This is a genomic window from Bradyrhizobium sp. LTSP857, from assembly GCF_000938285.1.
In the GTDB taxonomy this organism is placed as follows: Bacteria; Pseudomonadota; Alphaproteobacteria; order Rhizobiales; family Xanthobacteraceae; genus Bradyrhizobium.
In genome coordinates this window covers 33,565-52,318 of sequence record NZ_JYMS01000004.1, presented here as the reverse complement: position 1 = coordinate 52,318, position 18,754 = coordinate 33,565, and the positions used below count along the sequence as shown (strand labels likewise).

Genomic DNA, 18,754 nt, shown 5'->3' with positions numbered 1-18,754 from the left:
GTAAGGGGCATGGCAGGGCGGCTGCCTGCCCCTAAATCATTATAGAGACGTTCTAAATTTCCTTGCCTCTGGCATACCAGAGACTAGAGTTGCCGTGATCGATACGCTTTTGAGGAGAACGCGGCGTTTCCATGAGCAGCAACGACGACGTTCATAAGGTTCGTGAATTCGAGCATCCGGGCGAGGGGCGCAAGCGCGCCAAGTCCACGCCCAAGGGGCGGCAGGTCGATCCCACCGCCGCGCATGAGATCGAGCAATTGCTCGCCGACAGGCCGCGGCGGCGCGATCTCCTGATCGAATATCTGCACCTGATCCAGGACACATATCACCAGATCTCGGCCGCGCACCTCGCGGCGCTCGCCGACGAGATGAAGCTCGCCTTCGCCGAGGTGTTCGAGACCGCGACCTTCTACGCGCATTTCGACATCGTGAAGGAAGGCGAGCCGGAGATTGCGCCGTTGACGATCCGGGTCTGCGACTCGCTGACCTGCGCGATGCTCGGCGGTGAGAAGTTGCTCGAGGATTTGCAAAGTGCGTCCGGCCCGAGCATCCGCGTGGTGCGCGCGCCCTGCGTCGGCCGCTGCGACACCGCGCCTGCCGCGGAAGTCGGACACAACTTCGTCGACCATGCCACCGTCGGCAACGTGCTAGCGGCGGCGAAGGCCGGCGACACCCACGCCCATCTGCCCAAATATATCGACTACGACGCCTATGTCGCCGGCGGCGGCTATAAGCTGCTCAATCGCCTGCGCTCCGGCGAATTGCCGAAGGACGATCTGCTGAAGGCGCTCGACGACGCTTCGCTGCGCGGCCTCGGCGGCGCCGGCTTCCCAACGGGACGCAAATGGCGTGCGGTGCTCGGGGAGCCCGGCCCGCGGTTGATGGCGATCAACGGCGATGAGGGCGAGCCCGGCACGTTCAAGGATCGCGTCTATCTCGAAAGCGACCCGCACCGTTTCATCGAGGGCATGCTGATTGGCGCGCATGTGGTGCAGGCCCCCGACGTCTACATCTATCTGCGCGACGAATATCCGGCGGCGCGCGAAATCCTCGAACGCGAGCTTGCAAAGCTGCCCGCGGGCGGTCCGACACTGCACATGCGGCGCGGCGCCGGGGCTTACATCTGCGGCGAGGAATCCTCGCTGCTCGAAAGCATCGAGGGCAAGCGCGGCCTGCCCAGGCACAAGCCGCCCTATCCGTTCCAGGTCGGCCTGTTCGGCCTGCCGACGCTGATCAACAACATCGAGACGTTGTGGTGGGTGCGCGACATCGTCGAGAAGGGCGCCGACTGGTGGAAGGGCCATGGCCGCCACGAGCGTCACGGCCTGCGCAGCTTCTCGGTCTCCGGCCGCGTGAAAAACCCCGGCATGAAGCTCGCGCCCGCGGGCATCACCGTGCGCGAGCTGATCGACGAATATTGCGGCGGCATGGCCGACGGCCATCAGTTCTATGCGTACCTGCCGGGCGGCGCGTCCGGCGGCATCTTGCCGGCGGCGATGGACGACATCCCGCTCGACTTCGGCACGCTGGAGAAATACGGCTGCTTCATTGGCTCGGCCGCGATCGTGATCCTGTCGCAAAAGGACAGCGTGCGCGCGGCGGCGCTGAACCTGATGAAGTTCTTCGAGGACGAGAGCTGCGGCCAGTGCACGCCGTGCCGCGTCGGAACCCAGAAGGCGGCGCTCCTGATGCAGAAGCCGGTCTGGAACCGCGCATTGCTGGAAGAATTGAGCCAGGCGATGCGGGATGCCTCGATCTGCGGGCTCGGACAGGCGGCATCGAATCCGCTGTCCTCCGTGATCAAATATTTCCCTGACGAGTTCAAGGAAGCGGCCGAATGACCCAAATTACCTTCGAACTCGACGGCAAGCAGGTCGAGGCCACTCCCGGTGAGACGATCTGGCAGGTCGCAAAACGCCAGGGCCGCGAGATTCCGCACCTCTGTTACTCGCCGGCGCCTGACTATCGCCCCGACGGCAATTGCCGCGCCTGCATGGTCGAGATCGAGGGCGAGCGCGTGCTGGCGGCGTCCTGCAAGCGCACACCGTCGGTCGGCATGAAGGTGAAGACCGAATCCGCGCGGGCGGTGTCGGCGCAAAAAATGGTGATGGAGTTGCTCGTCGCCGACCAGCCGGCGCGCGCGACCTCGCACGATCCGGAGTCCAAATTCTGGCACTGGGCCGAGACCACCGGCGTTACCGAGAGCCGTTTCCCCGCCGCCGAGCGCTGGGAGACCGACGCCAGCCATCCTGCGATGCGCGTCAATCTCGATGCCTGCATCCAGTGCGGCCTGTGCGTGCGCGCCTGCCGCGAGGTCCAGGTCAACGACGTCATCGGCATGGCGTATCGTAACCATGGCTCAAAGATCGTATTCGACTTTGACGATCCCATGGGCGAGTCGACCTGTGTCGCCTGCGGCGAATGCGTGCAGGCCTGTCCAACCGGCGCCTTGATGCCGGCCGTGATGCTCGACGACAAGCAGACGCGCGTTACCTACGCAGACAAAAAGGTGGATTCGCTCTGCCCGTTCTGCGGCGTCGGTTGTCAGGTGACCTATGAGGTCAAGGACGACAAGGTGATCTACGCCGAAGGCCGTGACGGCCCCGCCAATCACAACCGTCTCTGCGTCAAGGGCCGCTTCGGCTTCGATTACATCCACCATCCGCATCGCCTGACCAAGCCGCTGGTGCGGTTTCCGAATGCGAAGAAGGATTCCAACGACCAGGTCGATCCCGCCAATCCCTTCACGCATTTCCGCGAAGCGAGTTGGGAGGAAGCGCTCGACATCGCCGCCAACGGTCTGGTCAAGATCCGCGACACCAACGGCGTGAAGGCGCTGGCCGGTTTCGGCTCGGCCAAGGGCTCGAACGAAGAGGCCTATCTGTTCCAGAAGCTGGTGCGCACCGGCTTCGGCTCCAACAATGTCGATCACTGCACGCGTCTGTGCCATGCCTCGTCGGTGGCGGCGCTGTTCGAGGGCCTGAGCTCGGGGGCGGTGTCGGCGCCGTTTGCGGCGGCGATGGACGCCGAGGTCATCATCGTGATCGGGGCCAATCCGACCGTGAACCACCCGGTCGCCGCGACCTTCATCAAGAACGCGGTCAAGCAGAACGGCGCGAAGCTGTTCGTGATGGATCCGCGCCGGCAGTCGCTGTCGCGTCATGCGACCAAGCATTTGCAGTTCAAGCCCGGCTCCGACGTCGCCATGCTGAACGCGATGATCAACACGATCATCACCGAAGGCCTGACCGACGACCAGTACATCGCCGGCTACACCGAGGGCTTTGACGACCTCAAGGAGAAGATCAAGGAGTTCACGCCGGAGAAGATGGAGCCGATCTGTGGCGTCCCGGCGCAAACCCTGCGCGAGGTGGCGCGAACCTATGCGCGGGCAAAGTCGTCGATCATCTTCTGGGGCATGGGCATCAGCCAGCATGTCCACGGCACCGACAATGCGCGTTGCCTGATTGCGCTGGCGCTGATCACCGGCCAGGTCGGCCGTCCCGGCACCGGCCTGCATCCGCTACGCGGCCAGAACAACGTGCAGGGCGCCTCCGACGCCGGCCTGATCCCGATGTTCCTGCCGGACTATCAGCCAGTCGGCCGCGACGATTTGCGCGGGGCTTTCGAGAAGCTGTGGGGGCAGGAGCTCGATCCCGTCCGCGGCCTGACTGTGGTCGAGATCATGAACGCGATCCATGCCGGCGAGATCAAGGGCATGTATATCGAGGGCGAGAACCCCGCGATGTCCGATCCCGATCTCCAACACGCGCGCCAGGCGCTCGCCATGCTCGATCATCTCGTGGTGCAGGATCTCTTCGTCACCGAGACCGCGTTCCACGCCGACGTCATCCTGCCGGCCTCGGCGTTCGCCGAGAAGGAAGGCTCGTTCACCAACACCGATCGCCGCGTGCAGCTCGCGCGCCAGGTGATCAAGCCGCCGGGCGATGCGCGGCAAGATCTCTGGATCATCCAGGAGATCGGCAAGCGCATGGGCTTGCCCTGGAACTATGCTGGTCCCGGTGAGGTCTTCACCGAGATGGCGCAGCTGATGCCGTCACTGAAGAACATCACATGGGAGCGGCTGGTGCGCGAGGGCGCTGTGACCTATCCGGTCGACGGTCCCGACGTGCCCGGCAACGAGATCATCTTCACCACGGGATTCCCGACCGCGAGCGGGCGGGGCAAGATCGTGCCGGCCCACGTCATCCCGCCGGATGAACTGCCCGACGCCGAATATCCGATGGTGCTGTCGACTGGCCGCGTGCTCGAGCACTGGCATACCGGCTCGATGACGCGCCGGGCCCAGGTGCTCGACCAGATCGAGCCGGAAGCTGTCGCCTTCATGTCGCCGAAGGACATGCACAGGAAGAAGCTCGCGCCCGGCGACTTCATTCGCCTCGAAACCCGCCGTGGCGCCGTCGAGGTCAAGGTCCGCTCCGACCGCGACGTCCCGGAAAACATGGTGTTCATGCCGTTCTGCTACGCAGAAGCGGCCGCGAACCTCCTGACCAACCCTGCGCTGGATCCGTTCGGCAAGATCCCGGAGTTCAAATTCTGCGCAGCCAGGGCAGAACGTGCGGAGATGCGGGACGCGGCGGAGTAGGGCGACGGTCTTTTGGCGGCGCGGCGCCGCCAATTCCTCGCCGTCGTCCCGGCGAAGGCCGGGACCCATACCGCGTGATTTATCGGTAGACGAAGGTGCAAGTACCGCAGGAAGGCTCTTCACCGCGAGTCTTCGCCAAACCGCTTCCTGGGATTATGGGTCCCGGCCTTCGCCGGGACGACGGTTGAGTGTGTGGTGCGCAGGCGTACCCGCACCGTCATTGCGAGCGAAGCGAAGCAATCCAGATTGTCTCCATGGAAAGACTCTGGATTGCTTCGTCGCTTCGCTCCTCGCAATGACGATGATAGACGTAGCCACATGTCCAGAGTCACCCCCGCCACCCGCGCGCTGACAGCGGCCGGTGTTGCCTTCACCGTCCACACCTACGACTACGATCCCGACGCCGAGAGCATCGGCCTTCAGGCAGCCTCTGCGCTAGGCGAAGACCCGGCGCGGGTGCTGAAGACGCTGATGACGCTGGTCGATGGCAAGCCGGTCTGCGTGATCGTTCCGTCCGACCAGGAGGTCTCGATGAAGAAGCTCGCCGCTGCTGTAAGCGGCAAGGCGGCGCAGATGATGAAGCAGCTAGAGGCCGAGCGTCTCACCGGCTTCAAGGTCGGGGGCATCAGCCCGTTCGGACAGCGCAAATCCGTGCGCGCCGTGATCGAGCAGAGCGCGCTCGCGCACGATCAGGTCTATATCAATGGCGGTCAGCGCGGCTTGCAGGTGCGGCTCAAGCCGGCTGATGCGCGGGATGTGTTGAAGGCGGTCGTCGCGGATGTGCTTGCGTGAACCTCTCGCCCTACTGCTTCTGCAACAGTTTCAGCCGGCAGCGCAGCGCCTCGCGGATATGTGCGCGCGCAAGCTGCTCGGCCTTGTCGCCGTCGCGGGCGGCGATGGCGTCGATGATGGCCTGGTGCTCGCTGTGGCTCGTCGTCGGGCGGCCCGACACCGTAAACGTGGTGGGGCCGAGCAGGGCGATCCAGTCCTGCAATTCGCCTGACGCGTTGTCGAGATAGCGATTGCGCGCGGCGCGGCAGATGGCTTCATGGAAGGCGCGGTTGAGCCTTGCCATCTCGGCTGCGTCGGTCTCGGCGGCCTCGACAAAAGCTTGCTCGATATCGTTGAGCGCATCGATCTCGGGCGCAGAGGCATGCTCGGCGGCAAGGCGAGCGGATGCGCCTTCCATGATCTCGCGCATGGCATAGAGCTCGAGCACCTCGGAAATATCGAGGTTGCGGACGATCAGTCCGCGGCCACCGGCGGGCTCGACGAACCCGCGCGCCGCGAGCCGGCCGAAGGCCTCTCGAACCGGCGTGCGGCTGACCTTCAGCCTCTGGGCGACTTCCTCCTCCCGCAGGCGATCACCGGCACGGTAGCTGCCGGCCTGGAGCGCCTCGCAAAGCGAGCGGAACACGGCTTCGCCGAGCGCAACCCCGGCGCCGCGGTCGATCGATCCGCCTGTCTTTACCGGGCGTCTGGCCATGTGTCCTCGGAACGCAAAACGCATCCTGCCCATGCAGAGATGCGGCTTGCGCCAAATCTGTATATCTTTGTATACAAAAGTACGCAATGACCTTGGATTGACCAGGGGCGCCGGCGGGCAGAATGTCTCTAACTTCGTCGCATCGGGCAGACGGCATGAGCAGCAAATACGATGTGCTGGTGGTCGGCGGCGGCAACGCGGCGCTGTGCGCGGCGATCGCGGCGCGGCGCGGCGGCGCGTCCGTGCTGGTGCTCGAAGGTGCGCCAAAGTTCTATCGCGGCGGCAACACCCGTCACACCCGCAACATGCGCTGCGCCCATGACGCCGCCACCGAAATCCTGACCGGCCCTTACACCGAGGAGGAGTTTTGGGAGGATCTGCTGCGCGTGACCGGCGGTCAGACCGACGAGGTGCTTGCGCGCCACATGATCCGCGAGTCCAAGGACATCCTGAACTGGATCGTGGAGCAAGGCGTGCGCTGGCAGCCCTCGCTCGGCGGCACGTTGAGCCTCGGCCGCACCAACTCCTTCTTCCTCGGCGGGGGCCGCGCAATGCTGAACGCGCTGTATCTGACCGCCGAGCGGCTCGGCGTCGACGTCGAATATGACGCCGAGGTCACCGATCTCGTGATCGAGGACGGCATGTTCCTCGCCGCCCGCCTCAAGCGGCCGATCAAGGGCGAGACCGAAATCCGCGCAACATCGCTGGTTGCCGCGGCTGGCGGGTTCGAAGCCAACATCGAATGGCTGAAGCAATATTGGGGCGAAGCCGCCGACAATTTCCTGATCCGCGGCACGCCCTATAACCGCGGCTCGATCCTGAAGATGCTGCTTGCCAAGGGCGTGCAGGAGGTCGGCGATCCCACCCAATGTCACGCGGTCGCGATCGACGCCCGTGCGCCGAAATTCGACGGCGGCATCATCACGCGTCATGACTCCGTCGTGTTCGGCATCGTCGTCAACAAGCATTCGCAGCGCTTCTACGACGAGGGCGAGGACCTCTGGCCGAAACGCTACGCGATCTGGGGCCGGCTGGTCGCCGCGCAGCCCGACCAAATCGCCTACATCATCTTCGATTCGACCGTCGTGACCTCGTTCATGCCAACGTTATTTCCGCCGATTGCCGGGCAGACGGTGGCTGAGCTCGCCGGCAAGCTGACGCTCGATCCGGCCGCACTGGAAAAGACCATCACCGAATTCAACGCCGCAGTGCAGCCCGGCACCTTCGACCACACCATTCTCGACGACTGCCGCACTGAGGGCATCACGCCGCAGAAGACCCATTGGGCGCGACGGATCGAGACGCCGCCTTATCTCGCTTATCCGGTGCGGCCCGGCATCACCTTCACCTATCTCGGCACGCGCGTAACCAAGGAGGCGCGCATGCTGATGGCGGACGGCAAGCCATCGGCCAACATGTTCGCGGCCGGCGAGATCATGGCGGGCAACGTGCTCGGCAAAGGCTATGCCGCCGGCATGGGCATGACCATCGGCAGCGTGTTCGGGCGGATCGCAGGACAGGAAGCGGCACGCCACGCGAAGAACTAGGATCAAGAAAAGACACAGGGAAGAGCCATGTTGCGCATTGCCATCGCTTCGATCACGGCGCTGCTGATCGTCGGCCACGCCAACGCTGCCGAGCCGATCGCCTTGCGCGATATGGGTTCGTTCCATGTCGGCGGGCGGCTGGTGGAGATTTCCGGCAAGCCGGTGAAAGAGGTCACCTTGACGTCCGGCGGGGTGCCCGTGAAGGTTGATCCTAACGGCACCTATCAAGTCGAGCAGATGTATGTGCAGTATTTTCTGCCCGCCAACGAGAAAGGCGCCTATCCGCTTCTGTTGTGGCACGGCGGCGGGCTGACCGGCGTCACCTACGAGACCACGCCGGACGGACGCGAGGGCTGGCTGAACTATTTCCTGCGTCAGGGTTGGGCCGTCTACAATTCGGATGCGGTCGAACGCGGCCGCGCCGGCTGGGCGCAATACCCCGATATCTTCAAGGGCGAGCCGGTATTCCTCACCACGGCCAACCCGTTCGAGCGCTTTCGCATCGGCGACGGCGCGGGCTCCTACGATCCCGATCCGGCCAAGCGCAAGCTGATGCCGGGTAGCCAGTTTCCGAATGAGGGCTACGAGAATTTCGTCAAGCAGAACGTGCCGCGCTGGACCACGACCGACGATGCCATTATCGCCGCCTATATCGCCGAGATCGACCGCGTCGGCCCCTCCATCATCCTGTTTCACAGCCAGGCCGGCAGCTTTGGTTTCAAGGTGGCGCAAGCGCGGCCCGACAAGGTCAAGGCGCTGATTGCGATCGAGCCGGCCGGGCTTGGTGATCCCGCCAAGGTCGATACCTTGAAGAACATTCCGACGCTGATCGTCTATGGCGACTATATCGACAGGGATTCGCGCTGGCCAACAATCCGCGCCAGGGGCATTGCCTTTGCGGACGCCATCAAGGCCGCCGGCGGCAGCGTCGATGTCGTTGACCTGCCGCAAGCCGGCATCAAGGGCAATTCGCACATGATCATGATGGACAAGAACAATGCCGAGGTCGCCGCCCTGATCCAGAAATGGCTCGTGGGCAAGGGGTTGACGAAGTAAGCGGCTCGGCACGAAGGCAGGAAGCAACGCATGCACGGAACGCGAATCCTGGACGAGGCCGACCGTCTGATGACGGTCTGCAATTCCTGCCGCTACTGCGAGGGTCTCTGCGCGGTGTTTCCCGCCATGGAGATGCGGCGCGCCTTCTCCGACGGCGATCTCAATTATCTGGCCAATCTCTGCCATTCCTGTGGCGCCTGCTACGTCGATTGTCAGTTCTCGCCGCCGCATGAATTCAACGTCAACGTTCCGCAGACGCTTGCGATAGCGCGGGCCGAATCCTATGCGGCTTATGCCTGGCCGCAGGCGCTATCCGCCGCCTTCGCGCGCAACGGCCTCGTCATCAGCATCGTCGCAGCGCTCAGCATGGCCGCCTTCATCCTCGGCTTCGCCGCCTTGAACGATCGTAGCGTACTGTTCGGCGTGCACACTGGCCCCGGCGCGTTCTACAAACTGATGCCGCATAACGCGATGGCTGCGCTGTTCAGCGCCGCGTTCCTCTATGCGATCCTCGCGCTGGTGATGAGCGTGCGCGCCTTCTGGCGCGACATCGGCACACCGATCGGCGGCCGCGCGGACGGAGGTTCGATCTTCCAGGCGATCCGCGATGCCGGTGAGCTGCGCTATCTCGATGGCGGCGGCGTCGGCTGCAACAATGAGGACGAGCGGCCTACCGACCGGCGCAAGCTCTATCATCACCTGACCTTCTACGGCTTCCTGCTGTGTTTTGCCGCAACGTCGGTGGCCACGCTTTATCATTATCTCTGGGGCCGCGAGGCGCCGTATCCCTGGTGGGATCTGCCCGTCGTGCTCGGAACGCTCGGTGGCATTGGCCTCATCGTGGGACCCGTCGGACTGTTCATCGCGAAATCACGACGCGCTCCTGAGCTGCTCGACGAGCAGCGCTACGGCATGGATGTGGGCTTCATCGCCATGCTGTTCCTGACCGGCTTTACCGGCCTCGCGCTTCTGGTCCTGCGTGAGACTGCCGCCATGGGGCCGCTGCTGGCATTGCATCTCGGCGCAGTGTTCGCGCTGTTCATCACTATGCCCTACGGCAAGTTCGTGCACGGCATCTATCGCTTCGCGGCGCTGGTGCGTTATGCGCAGGAGCGGCGGTCCGACGCATCGTGACCGGACGAGGGCTGCGTCGACGCTGACGGTGATCAGCCGCGTGCCGCGATGATCTCGCGTTGTCGCGACGGGACGACGACGACGTCCGGCCTCCCATTGTCGACCTGAACCCGGTTGCGCCCCTTCTCTTTGGCGCGATAGCAGGCGGCATCCGCGCGCCGCATCGCTTCCTCGAGTGTGGTGTTGCGGTCGGCGATGCAGGTAACGCCGATGCTGGCGGTGATAGCAAAGCAGCGATCGTCCCAGGCGAAGTTGAACAGCTCGAGCGAGCGGCGCAGCCGTTCGGCAATATCGAGGGCGTCGTAGGGCGCGCATTGCGGCAGGATCAGTCCAAATTCATCGCCGCCAAGCCGGGCGACCAGGTCGTGCGGCCGCCGATCCTGCTGCAATAGGCGCGAGATCTGACAGAGCAGGCGGTCGCCGGCGAGATGGCCGCAGCTGTCGTTGACACTCTTGAATTGGTCGAGGTCGAGCAGGATCAGGCTGAGCGGACCTTTGCCGGCGCCATCAAGCTCGCTTTGCAGGCGCGCTTCGAAGGCGCGCCGGTTGGCGAGGCCGGTCAGCCAGTCATGCGAGGCCTGAAAGGCGAGACGCTCCTTTTCGGCATGCAATGCATCCTCGAACGCCTGGCGTTGCAGCACCAGTCGGCGCGTGTGCCAGATCAGGAGCAGGATCAGCGTCGCGGCGGTGGCGATGTTCACGCCGGTCAGCACCAGCTTGATGGCGCGGGAACCTTCGCCCAGCACTGTCGAGAACCGGTTGGCATGTCCCGTGAACTGGCTGTTCAGGTCGGACAGCCGCGACGACAAAAAGTTCAGGCGGCCACCGTCCGCAATGGGACCATTCTTCAGCTCGGAACGGATGACCTCGCCGAAGACGCTCAGTTCCAGCAACATGGGATCGGTGGCAGCCCACTCCCGGATCGCCTCCTGGAGGAAGCTGACCTGGCTGAAATAACGGAACAGCCAGATCAGGCCGGGCACATCGTCGGGATGGTTGCCGCCTTGCAGGAAGCCGATCCGGGCGGCTTCGACGTCGACCGGCTCACGTTCGAGCGCCCAACGCGCGAACTCGTCGCCGATGGGGACAGCGAGCGAAGTCTGATATTGCGCGAACTGGCCCGCCTCGCCTGAACGCAGATAGAGGTTGAGGAAGTAGACGGCGTTCTTCTGCGACCGCGACCACATCGCTTCGCCCGCAACATAGGCGCGGACCGAGGACATCACCTCGAGGCTGAATCCGGCGATCGCCGCTTGCAGCACGACGACTGCGATGAACGGCGAGACGAGCTTGATGACATGAAGGAAGTTGCGTCCCTTCGTCGACGGCGCTGTTCTGCGAAACACGTTGCGTTCCCCAAATCGCTCAACGACCCCAGCCGAGCGTCCGCTCATAACGCGGATTACGTGCGAAGGGTGCTTAACTCGACTTGAAAATGCCGGGAGACTGCGTTGCAGGGTGAAGGCGCTGTGAAACGTATGCTCGCAGATCGTTGCAAATGCCGCCAAACCGGAACTGGCGCGCTGATGCCTCGAATTCGTCGCGTGCGGTTTACTCGATCGAGAGAATTTCGGGTTGGCGCTAGACCAGCACCGGCGTGCGCACGCGGCCGGCGTCGCCGAAGACGCGCAGGTAACGCTCGATCTCTGAGGGCAGACCGGTTGCCTTCTCCGGATTGTCAGAGAGCTTGACGGCCGGATGTCCGTCGACCGATGACACCTTGCACACGATCGAGATCGGATCGAGATTGATCGAGGCATCCGGCGGGCAGCCGACGAAATCATTGGTGAGGTTGGTGCCCCAGCCGAACGACAGCCGGACCCGGCCGCCGAAATGGTGATAGGTCTCCTCGATCGAGCCGACATCCATCGCGTCGGAGAAGACCAGCAGCTTGTCCCGGGGGTTGCGACCCTTCGATTCCCACCATTTGATGATCTCTTCGCCGGCCTGGATCGGCGGCGCGCTGTCGGGCCGGAAGCCGGTCCAGTCGGCGACCCATTCCGGTGCATCGCGCAGGAAAACTTTGGTGCCGAAGGCGTCAGGCAGTGCGATCAGCAAATTGCCGCCATAGGTCTGGCGCCACTGGTCGAGGATGCGATAGGGCGCCCAGCGCAATTCCTCGTCGTCCTTGGCGAGCGCGGCCGCGACCATCGGCAGCTCATGCGCGTTGGTGCCGATCGCTTCGAGATCGTTGTCCATCGCGAGCAGCACGTTGGAGGTGCCGATGAAGGACGGACCCAAGCCTTCCTTCACCGCCTCCACGCACCAGCGCTGCCAGAGGAAGCCGTGGCGGCGGCGCGTGCCGAAGTCGGACAGTCGCAAATTCTCGAGCTTGCGCAGCCGCTCCACTTTGGTCCACAGCTTGGCCTTGGCGCGGGCAAACAGCACGTCGAGCTCGAAGCGGCCGCGGCCCTTCATCGCCGAGCGCGAGCGCAATTCGTTGAGGATGGCGAGCGCCGGAATCTCCCACATCGTGGTGTGGGTCCACGGCCCATGGAAATGCAGCTCGTACTGGCCTTCGACCTTGCGCAATTCGTAATCGGGCAGTCGGAATTCGGCGAGCCAGCGGATGAAGTCCGCCGAGAACATGTGGGTCTTGCCGTAGAACGTGTTGCCGGCAAGCCAGATCAGCTCCTTCTTGGTGAAGCGGATGGTGCGGGCATGGTCGAGCTGGGCGCGTAGCTCGCCCTCGTCGATGATCTCGGCAAGCCGCACATGGCGTGAGCGGTTGATGACCGAGAAGGTCACCTGCTGAGTCGGGTACGATTCCCGAATCATCTGCAACATCAATAGTTTATAGAAGTCGGTATCAAGCAGGCTGCGGATGATGGGGTCCAGCCGCCAGCTATGATTGTACGTCCGGCTCGCAATATCGGTCACTGTCATGGGGGAATTCTAGCGTGGCCGCCCGCGCGCAACTAGTGGGTTTGGCGTGGGGCAGGGTAACGCCAGGCCTCGGCGGCGGCGGCGAGCCGGCGACCGCCTCAGCGGCGGGGAAGCCATTCCCTGGTCCAGCGCAGCGGTGCGGTCAGCCTCCAGGAGGTGGAGCTCCGAACCGCCGCCAGTTGCGCCCGCGCGTCGTCCCTCTCCGCCAGAAATCCGTGCCGTTCGGCCACAACGGACTGGAGCTCGGCCAGGGCCGAATCTCGCTCCGCCGTGACCCAGTCGCGCATCGCCGCGTCTTCCCGCCACAGGCTGAACTGGNGGCGGGCGAACGCCTGGCGCAAATGAGTGTCCTGCCGTTCGCGTAACGGCGCGGTCATGATATCCGCCTCGACCATCTTGAGCCGTGTCGATGGATTGCTGATCCCGGCATAGTGGTGAACGATCGGGTCGGGCATGGTGGCGAGGCCGGGAATCGAATTCCAGGCGGTGTCGAGACGCGCGACACCGGATCGGTTCGGCTCGTCGGGACGGTCCGGTCCAAGCCCCACGCATGCATCGTAACCGAGAAGGTGGAGCATGGTGGCCTGGTCGAACCAGGGATGCGGGAATTCGTCGATCTCCCAGACTCGCCTGAAAAATTCGCGTGACCAGTCGTGCACACGGATCAGCATGACGCCCGAATTGAAGTGCGGAACGAAATCCGCGGCCAGGATCTCGGATGTATCCGGACCGTGCCAGGCCATATGCAGATGAGCGTCGTCGACTGCCGCCGTCCTGACGTCGACATCGTTGCGAAGCACGATGGCGTCGACGTCCATCCAGAGCACGAAGTCGAAATTGTCTTCAAGCGCGGCCCGGATCACTTCGATCTTCAGCCATCCGCGCGGACGTTTCCAATTGTCTCCATGAATGATGCGCATTTGATAGCCATGCGCCTCGGCGAATGCTTGCATGCGGGGAACGGTGAGGGCGGCGAGCGGCTGTTGAACGGAGTCGTAGGCAGTCAGAAGGCACACGCTTGGCCGCATGAAAATTCTCCGAACGCCCGTCCTGGCGTTCCATCGATCTTGTGATCAGAGCCCGCTCGCAGATGCGGTTCGAGGATCGTGTGATCTCGCGACTTCGTGCCTCTATATCGCGTCGAACAGCCTGATGAGCGGAACCTTGGCGCGAAATCGCGGGCCTCGCATCAACCGTTCGGTTGAGCTCGGTCAGCCATCGCGTTTGATCATCATTTCCGGGCTTCGGGTGTGGCCGATCGGACGCAACCAGTTCGGAATCTTGGTCATCCCCCCGCGGCGGTCGCCGCCACGGCCTCGAGCTGACTTCTGATCCAGCGATGCGCCAAGTCCTTCTGATAACGCTGGTGCCAGACCATGAACATCGGCAGCTCCGCGAGCGTCCTGGTGCGCGAGGCCAGCGGAATCTGCGCATGTGCAAATCCGCGCATGACGCCGGCCGCCAGCAGGCTCGGCATGCTCGCCAGCATCTGCGAGCCACGCAGGAAGGGCGGCACGCCGGAGAAGCTCGGCACGGAGATGGCGATGTCCCGGTGGAAGCCGTTGGCCGCAAGCCGGCGATCGAAGTCGAGCCGCTCGTTGTCGGTATAGACTACGGTGATGTGGCGCGCCGCGAGATAGGCGCTGCGGCCGGCCGGAGCAGTGCGCGCCTTGGCGTCGTAATAGCAGACGTAATGATCCCGCAGCAGGCGCTTCTGCACGATGTCGACGCCGGACGGCGGCAGCGGCGTGATCAGGAGGTCGAAGCGGTTCTCGCGCAGCATCGCAGGCGAGGGCGATTGCGATGGGATCACGCGCAGGTTCAGGCTCTTCACTTGAGCTGCAACATGATCGAAGAAACGCGGCAGCAGCAAGTCGCGCTGCAAGTCGTTCGCGGCAACCGTCAGCGAAAGTTGCGCAAGCGCGGGCTCGAACGTGACCCCGCCGGCAAAGCTCCGCATCTCGTCGATCAGCGCACGCGCTTTCGCGGCCAGTGCCTGGGCATGGGCGGTCGCGACAATGCCGCGGCCGGATTTTGCGAACAGCGGATCGCTGGTGATCCGCCGCAGCTTGTTCAGGGCGTGGCTGACGGCCGATTGCGTCAGGCCGAGACGTGTCGCGGCCGCCGTCACCGAGCCTTCCTCCAGCACGGCCAGGAACAATTCGAGCGCGCGGCCGTCGAGCGCCAAATGATCGATTTTTTTCATGGGATTCATTATAATCGATCTATTTATCCGGGGAATAGACCGGCCCAGGATCTCCCGATAAGCCGCGCGCCCGGACCCCGGGACGCCACAGGGAGAGACAATTCCGATGAATGCCCAGGCGCCAGCCGTGCAGGATCCCCGCCTCAACCGCCCCGAGCCGTTCACGCCGCGCGACGGCGGCTTCTTCCAGCGCGACCATTCCATCCACCCGCCGGCGCATGCGCCCGGCTATAAATCCTCGGTGCTGCGCTCGCCGCGCCAGGCGCTGCTGTCGATCGAGAACTCGGTCTCGGAGATCACTGGGCCGGTGTTTGGCCACAACGATCTCGGGCCGCTCGACAACGATTTGATCCGCAACTACGCCAAGGACGGCGACCCCGTCGGCGAGCGCATCATCGTCCACGGCCGTGTGCTGGACGAAACCGGGCGCGGCGTGCCGAACACGCTGGTCGAGTTCTGGCAGGCCAACGCCGGGGGCCGCTACCGGCACAGGAAGGATACGTATCTCGCGCCGATCGATCCGAATTTCGGCGGCTGCGGCTGCGCGCTGACCGATGACGCCGGCTACTATTATTTCCGCACCGTAAAGCCCGGGCCCTATCCTTGGCGCAACTTCGTCAACAGCTGGCGTCCCGCCCACATCCACTTCTCGGTGTTCGGCTCTGGCTTTGCGCAGCGGCTGATCACGCAGATGTATTTCGAGGGCGATCCGCTGATCCCGGTCTGCCCGATCCTGACGACGATCCCGGACAAGGATGCCCTCGACCGCCTCGTGGCGCCGCTCGACCTCAATGCCTCGACGCCGTTCGACTCTCTCGCCTACCGCTTCGACATCGTGCTGCGCGGCCAGCGCTCCACCTATTTCGAAAATCGCACCGAGGGGAACTGAGCCCATGCCGCAGCCGCTCAACTATCTCAAGGAAACCGCCTCGCAGACTGCCGGGCCCTACGTCCATATCGGCCTGATCCCGGCCATGGCCGGCTTCGACATCTTTGACAAGAATTTTTCCAACGTGCTGGTGACGCCGAACACGCTTGGAGAACACATCACGCTGGAAGGCAAGGTGATCGACGGCAGCGGCACGGTGCTGCGCGACGTGCTGCTGGAGATCTGGCAGGCCAACGCGGCCGGCCGCTATAACCATCCGGCCGATCGCTCGGCCGGCGCGCTGGACGAAGATTTCCGCGGCTGGGGCCGCGCCGGCTCCGATTTCGAGAGCGGGCTGGTAACGTTCGAGACCATCAAGCCGGGCGCGATCATCGACAGAGCGGGCCGCAAATGCGCGCCGTACGTCAACATCTGGATCGTCGCGCGCGGTATCAATATCGGCCTCAACACGCGGCTCTATTTCTCCGATGAAGAGGCCGCGAATGCCGCCGATCCCGTGCTCAATCTCGTGGAGCCGCCGGTCCGCCGCAAGACGCTGATTGCCACCCGCAGCGAGCGGGCCGGCAAGATCGTGTATTCCTTCACGATCAATTTGCAGGGGCCCGACGAGACGGTGTTCTTCGACGTCTGATTGATCCCACCCAAAATGGATCGGCCCCATCCGAAGATGGGGCCGATCCCGTTGTCGCAACGCGCAAGCTAGAAGTCGGTCGGCCCCACGGCGCCGATCCAGTGCTTGACCTTGGTAGGATCCCTTTCGTCCATATAGAAGAAATGGACCATCGTTGGCCGCACGGCTGCGATGTTGGGATCGTCGAAGCGCATCGCGACCTTGCCGTGGAAGATCTTGAGCTCAGGGCTGTCCCAGAACTCGACAACGTCGTGCAGCGCGGTGAAGCCGCGGTCGATGAACTGCCGCAAATTATTGCGGATTGCTTCGCGGCCGTGCCAGTCGGCGACACCGAGATTGCAGATCGCATCTTCTGCGAAACAGTCGAACCCCTTGCCGAACGTCTTGTTGTCGATTTCCTTCCACATCGCGAGAAGCCATTCCGGCGGGGCGGTCTTCGTGAAGGTCTTCGTAATCATGCTCTCTCCTTTGATTGATCGAATGTGAGGTCTTGCGAATTAGCCATTGAACGGGGCGATCCCGAGCCTCGCGGCCACCCGCCGGGCGGTCGCCTCTCGTTGCGCCGTGATGTCGGCCACAGCACGTTTCGCCTGGTCGAGGATGGCGACGGGCGCACGCTCCGGCGTGCCGCTGTCGAACGGCGGTTCCGGCGCATACTGCATGTAGAGCTGGATCGCGCGCGCGACGTCGTCGCCGCGGAGTTCGGCCACGAGCCGCAGGGCCCCGTCGATGCCGGCGGTGACGCCGGCGGCAAAGATCCAGTTGCCGTCGATCACAACCCGTTCGTTGACGGGAATGGCACCGAACAATGGCAGCAGGTGAAATGAAGCCCAATGGGTCGTCGCCCGCCGTCCCCTGAGCAGTCCCGCCGCGCCGAGCAGCAGAGCGCCGGTGCAAACTGAAAATACGCTGCGCGCACCCGCAGCCTGCCGCTGGATCCAGGCGAGAACCTCGTCGTCCTCCATCACGCCTTCCTGGCCGAAGCCGCCCGGCACATGAAGCACATCGAGCCGGGGTGCGTCGGTAAACGTCGCATCCGGCGTCAGGTGCAAGCCCCTGACGTCGCGAACGGGGGCGGTCGTTTTGGCGTAGACGCGATAGGTCGCGTTAGGAATGCGCGACAGCACTTCGAAAGGGCCGGTGAGATCGATCTGATCGAGGCCGTCGAACAGCAGGGATCCGATTTGCAGGTGCGTCTCATGCGGGATCATGGGTTGCTCTCAATTCGAAGCTGGACAGCCGCAACCTAACGGGGCACGCTGTGGCTGAGATGCCAAAGTCCCCTCGTTTCCCGCCAAGTTCCATGTCTCGCGATGCACGCCTTTCTGGTCGGGGTAACGCCGCTCGCGTGATTGAAGTGCTGGCCTACCCGGCGGTGCAGTTGCTCGACGTCACCGGGCCGCTCCAGGTGTTCGCGACCACCAACGAGCAGGTCGTGGAGGCCGGCGGAACGCCGCCCTATACCCTTCGGGTGGTGGCGAAAGATCGTGTGCGGGTAGCGGCGTCGTCGGGACTGGAGATTGCAACAGAGCCGCTTCCGCGCGGCACAAGTGTGCTGGATACGCTGGTGGTCGCGGGTGGCCCGGGTGTCGACCTTGCCGCCTCCGATCCGGCGCTGCTGGATTGGCTGCGGCAGCGCGTGAAGAAGGCGCGGCGCGTAGCGTCGGTCTGCACCGGTGCATTTTTGCTCGGTGCATCCGGCGCGCTCGACGGGCGGCGCGCGGTGACGCATTGGTCCTACTGCGCGGAGCTCGCGCGACGCTTCCCTGCCATACGCGTCGAGTCCGATCCGATCTTCATACGCGATGGGACAATCTGGACGTCGGCAGGGGTGACGGCCGGCATCGACCTCGCGCTGGCGCTGGTGGAGGAGGATCTGGGCCGCACCACGGCCCTCGCCGTGGCGCGCTATCTCGTCGTCTTCCTCAAGCGGCCGGGCGGTCAGGCGCAGTTCAGCGAGGCGCTGTCGCTGCAATCGGCCGAGGACGAATTCGGCGGACTGCACGACTGGATCAACACGCATCTCGCCGGCGACCTGTCGCTGTCCAGACTGGCGCGCCAGGCCGGCATGAGCGAACGCAGTTTCAGCCGGCATTACGCCAGAGCCACCGGCCTGACGCCGCTGCGCGCCATCGAGCGATTGAGGGTAGAAGCTGCCCGGCGGATGCTTTCGGAGACGCGCCAGCCGGTGAAGCGGATATCCCAGCGCTGCGGCTTCGGGTCGGAGGAGACCATGCGCCGCAGCTTTTTGCGCGTGCTGGCCACCGCGCCACAGGACTATCGCCGTAGGTTCGGCTCCTGAATTGGACCAGG

General features: G+C 64.0%; 15 protein-coding genes. 9 read left to right on the top strand and 6 right to left on the bottom strand.

Annotation, left to right across the window (positions count from 1 at the left end):
* The first annotated feature begins 131 nt into the window (after positions 1-131).
* From UP06_RS00245 to ybaK, 3 genes are all read left to right on the top strand, one after another.
* Positions 132-1,841: an NADH-ubiquinone oxidoreductase-F iron-sulfur binding region domain-containing protein gene (locus UP06_RS00245; RefSeq protein WP_044999634.1), complete on the top strand. Its 1,710-nt coding sequence runs from the start codon at positions 132-134 to the stop codon at positions 1,839-1,841.
* The gene (fdhF, locus tag UP06_RS00240; RefSeq protein WP_044999633.1) at positions 1,838-4,606 is read left to right on the top strand and encodes a formate dehydrogenase subunit alpha; all 2,769 of its coding nucleotides are present in this window, start codon (positions 1,838-1,840) and stop codon (positions 4,604-4,606) included. Before UP06_RS00245 ends, fdhF begins: the two co-directional genes overlap by 4 nt.
* Before the next feature lie 318 nt (positions 4,607-4,924).
* A complete protein-coding gene (gene ybaK / locus UP06_RS00235) occupies positions 4,925-5,398 on the top strand; it encodes a Cys-tRNA(Pro) deacylase (protein WP_044999632.1) in 474 nt (157 codons plus the stop codon).
* A gap of 10 nt (positions 5,399-5,408) precedes the next feature.
* Here the strand turns inward: ybaK and UP06_RS00230 are convergent, their stop codons facing one another.
* The gene (locus UP06_RS00230) at positions 5,409-6,092 is read right to left on the bottom strand and encodes a GntR family transcriptional regulator (RefSeq protein ID WP_044999631.1); all 684 of its coding nucleotides are present in this window, start codon (positions 6,090-6,092) and stop codon (positions 5,409-5,411) included.
* A 155-nt stretch (positions 6,093-6,247) separates the two neighbouring features.
* Here UP06_RS00230 and tcuA point away from each other — a divergent pair, with 155 nt between their 5' ends.
* The 3 genes from tcuA to tcuB are packed head-to-tail and all read left to right on the top strand — an operon-like array spanning position 6,248 to position 9,829.
* Entirely contained in the window at positions 6,248-7,639 is a 1,392-nt protein-coding gene (tcuA, locus tag UP06_RS00225; RefSeq protein ID WP_044999630.1) for an FAD-dependent tricarballylate dehydrogenase TcuA, read from the top strand.
* Between the two features lie 27 nt (positions 7,640-7,666).
* Positions 7,667-8,695 (top strand): alpha/beta hydrolase, encoded by a 1,029-nt coding sequence (locus UP06_RS00220; protein ID WP_044999628.1) that lies wholly within the window; start codon positions 7,667-7,669, stop codon positions 8,693-8,695.
* 30 nt (positions 8,696-8,725) lie between these two features.
* Positions 8,726-9,829 (top strand): tricarballylate utilization 4Fe-4S protein TcuB, encoded by a 1,104-nt coding sequence (gene tcuB / locus UP06_RS00215; protein WP_044999626.1) that lies wholly within the window; start codon positions 8,726-8,728, stop codon positions 9,827-9,829.
* A 32-nt stretch (positions 9,830-9,861) separates the two neighbouring features.
* Here tcuB and UP06_RS00210 read toward each other — a convergent pair whose 3' ends face one another.
* The 3 genes from UP06_RS00210 to UP06_RS00195 form a co-directional block, all read right to left on the bottom strand.
* Positions 9,862-11,175: a GGDEF domain-containing protein gene (locus UP06_RS00210; RefSeq protein ID WP_044999625.1), complete on the bottom strand. Its 1,314-nt coding sequence runs from the start codon at positions 11,173-11,175 to the stop codon at positions 9,862-9,864.
* Between the two features lie 235 nt (positions 11,176-11,410).
* A complete protein-coding gene (gene pncB, locus UP06_RS00205) occupies positions 11,411-12,715 on the bottom strand; it encodes a nicotinate phosphoribosyltransferase (RefSeq protein WP_044999623.1) in 1,305 nt (434 codons plus the stop codon).
* Between the two features lie 1,285 nt (positions 12,716-14,000).
* On the bottom strand, positions 14,001-14,930 hold the full coding sequence (locus UP06_RS00195) for a LysR family transcriptional regulator (RefSeq protein ID WP_044999622.1): 930 nt from the start codon (positions 14,928-14,930) through the stop codon (positions 14,001-14,003).
* Between the two features lie 97 nt (positions 14,931-15,027).
* On the opposite strand from UP06_RS00195, the gene pcaH reads away from it, so the two are divergent.
* Together pcaH and pcaG are read left to right on the top strand one after the other, a co-directional pair.
* Positions 15,028-15,810 (top strand): protocatechuate 3,4-dioxygenase subunit beta, encoded by a 783-nt coding sequence (gene pcaH, locus UP06_RS00190; RefSeq protein ID WP_044999621.1) that lies wholly within the window; start codon positions 15,028-15,030, stop codon positions 15,808-15,810.
* A 4-nt stretch (positions 15,811-15,814) separates the two neighbouring features.
* A complete protein-coding gene (pcaG, locus tag UP06_RS00185; RefSeq protein ID WP_044999619.1) occupies positions 15,815-16,441 on the top strand; it encodes a protocatechuate 3,4-dioxygenase subunit alpha in 627 nt (208 codons plus the stop codon).
* Between the two features lie 68 nt (positions 16,442-16,509).
* Here the strand turns inward: pcaG and UP06_RS00180 are convergent, their stop codons facing one another.
* Positions 16,510-16,899: a hypothetical protein gene (locus tag UP06_RS00180; protein WP_044999617.1), complete on the bottom strand. Its 390-nt coding sequence runs from the start codon at positions 16,897-16,899 to the stop codon at positions 16,510-16,512.
* A 39-nt stretch (positions 16,900-16,938) separates the two neighbouring features.
* A complete protein-coding gene (locus UP06_RS00175; RefSeq protein WP_044999616.1) occupies positions 16,939-17,652 on the bottom strand; it encodes a DJ-1/PfpI family protein in 714 nt (237 codons plus the stop codon).
* A gap of 140 nt (positions 17,653-17,792) precedes the next feature.
* Here UP06_RS00175 and UP06_RS00170 point away from each other — a divergent pair, with 140 nt between their 5' ends.
* Positions 17,793-18,743: a GlxA family transcriptional regulator gene (locus UP06_RS00170; RefSeq protein ID WP_502691503.1), complete on the top strand. Its 951-nt coding sequence runs from the start codon at positions 17,793-17,795 to the stop codon at positions 18,741-18,743.
* Positions 18,744-18,754: the final 11 nt, after the last annotated feature.

Excerpts from the sequence above, each read along its gene's own strand:
- UP06_RS00245 (WP_044999634.1), top strand. The coding sequence starts at position 132 with ATGAGCAGCAACGACGACGTTCATAAGGTTCGTGAATTCGAGCATCCG.
- fdhF (WP_044999633.1), top strand. The coding sequence starts at position 1,838 with ATGACCCAAATTACCTTCGAACTCGACGGCAAGCAGGTCGAGGCCACT.
- ybaK (WP_044999632.1), top strand. The coding sequence starts at position 4,925 with ATGTCCAGAGTCACCCCCGCCACCCGCGCGCTGACAGCGGCCGGTGTT.
- UP06_RS00230 (WP_044999631.1), bottom strand. The coding sequence starts at position 6,092 with ATGGCCAGACGCCCGGTAAAGACAGGCGGATCGATCGACCGCGGCGCC.
- tcuA (WP_044999630.1), top strand. The coding sequence starts at position 6,248 with ATGAGCAGCAAATACGATGTGCTGGTGGTCGGCGGCGGCAACGCGGCG.
- UP06_RS00220 (WP_044999628.1), top strand. The coding sequence starts at position 7,667 with ATGTTGCGCATTGCCATCGCTTCGATCACGGCGCTGCTGATCGTCGGC.
- tcuB (WP_044999626.1), top strand. The coding sequence starts at position 8,726 with ATGCACGGAACGCGAATCCTGGACGAGGCCGACCGTCTGATGACGGTC.
- pncB (WP_044999623.1), bottom strand. The coding sequence starts at position 12,715 with ATGACAGTGACCGATATTGCGAGCCGGACGTACAATCATAGCTGGCGG.
- UP06_RS00195 (WP_044999622.1), bottom strand. The coding sequence starts at position 14,930 with ATGAATCCCATGAAAAAAATCGATCATTTGGCGCTCGACGGCCGCGCG.
- pcaH (WP_044999621.1), top strand. The coding sequence starts at position 15,028 with ATGAATGCCCAGGCGCCAGCCGTGCAGGATCCCCGCCTCAACCGCCCC.
- pcaG (WP_044999619.1), top strand. The coding sequence starts at position 15,815 with ATGCCGCAGCCGCTCAACTATCTCAAGGAAACCGCCTCGCAGACTGCC.
- UP06_RS00180 (WP_044999617.1), bottom strand. The coding sequence starts at position 16,899 with ATGATTACGAAGACCTTCACGAAGACCGCCCCGCCGGAATGGCTTCTC.
- UP06_RS00175 (WP_044999616.1), bottom strand. The coding sequence starts at position 17,652 with ATGATCCCGCATGAGACGCACCTGCAAATCGGATCCCTGCTGTTCGAC.